We start from the raw sequence: 1,194 nt of genomic DNA on the forward strand, positions 1-1,194 counted from the left end.
GCTAGGGATGTCCTGAACAACTCGGACTCGTAAGTGCTACAGGGTCGATGTTTTTCAGATGATGCAATTGCGGCCGTTTTCTCGCATCTTTGCGCCATTTTTCACGCCCTTTCGGGTCATTCGCGCCGCTTTTGCGGCCTCTTGCCTGTTTGCAGGCGCACTCATCCCTGCGCCGCCAGCAATTGGTGGCGCACCATCCACAGGTTCGATAGCGCAAACAGTGTCTTGAGCTGCAGCGTGTTCTTCTTGAGCCCACGGTAGCGCACCTTGGTATAGCCAAACTGCCGTTTGATCACCCTGAAGGGGTGCTCCACCTTGGCACGGATGCTGGCCTTGATCTTCTCCACTTGGTCGATCAGCGCGTCAATGGGGTTGTTTTCCTTGTCCAGCTCTTTGCGCTTGCCCGGGCGCATCGCCACATGCCAAGTGACATCTTTCCTGGCATCCGGGCGCTTTTGCGCGCCTTGGTAGCCAGCATCACCAAAGACGTCTTTCTCCTCACCATGGAGCAAGCTGTTGCCTTCCACCACATCAGACACGTTGCCCGAGGTACCGATGACGGTGTGCACCAGCCCAGAGTCCGCGTCCACGCCAATGTGAGCCTTCATGCCAAAGTGCCACTCGTTGCCCTTTTGGCTTGAGTGCATCTCTGGATCGCGCATTTTGTCCTTGTTCTTGGTCGAGCTCGGCGCCGCGATCAAGGTGGCGTCCACGGCAGTGCCCGCCTTGAGCAGCAGGCCCTGGGCTGCCAGAAGTTCATTGACGGTGGCCAGAATCTGATCGGCCAGTTTGTGCCTTTCCAGCCGGTGGCGAAAGCGCAAGATGGTGCTCTCGTCAGGCATTCGCCCATGGGCATCAAGCCCTGCAAACTCCCGGTAGATCGGGGTGTCAAAGAAGGCTTCTTCCATCGCCAGATCCGACAAGGTGAACCACTGCTGCATGCAGTGGATGCGCAGCATGGTCTCCAGTGCAAAGGGTGGGCGACCGTTCTTGCCTTCGGGGTAATACGGGGCGATGAGATCGACCAATGCAGCCCAGGGAACCACCCGTTCCATCTGGGCCAGCAGTTCCTGCTTGCGGGTTCTTTTGATGCTCAAGTCCAGACCAAGGCTGCTTTGTTTCATGGCCGATAAGCATGCCACGGCCGGCTGACAACTACCAAACATCGGGGGAGGTTTTGCAGGATTTCCCTAG

General features: G+C 57.5%; 1 protein-coding gene. It reads right to left on the bottom strand.

The window, feature by feature from the left end:
* Positions 1 to 161: 161 nt before the first annotated feature.
* Positions 162 to 1,124: an IS5 family transposase gene (locus DBR23_RS00340; protein ID WP_108496933.1), complete on the bottom strand. Its 963-nt coding sequence runs from the start codon at positions 1,122 to 1,124 to the stop codon at positions 162 to 164.
* Positions 1,125 to 1,194 lie beyond the last annotated feature (70 nt).

Source organism: Acidovorax sp. HMWF018, assembly GCF_003061035.1.
GTDB classification, from domain to species: domain Bacteria; phylum Pseudomonadota; class Gammaproteobacteria; order Burkholderiales; family Burkholderiaceae_C; genus Acidovorax; species Acidovorax delafieldii.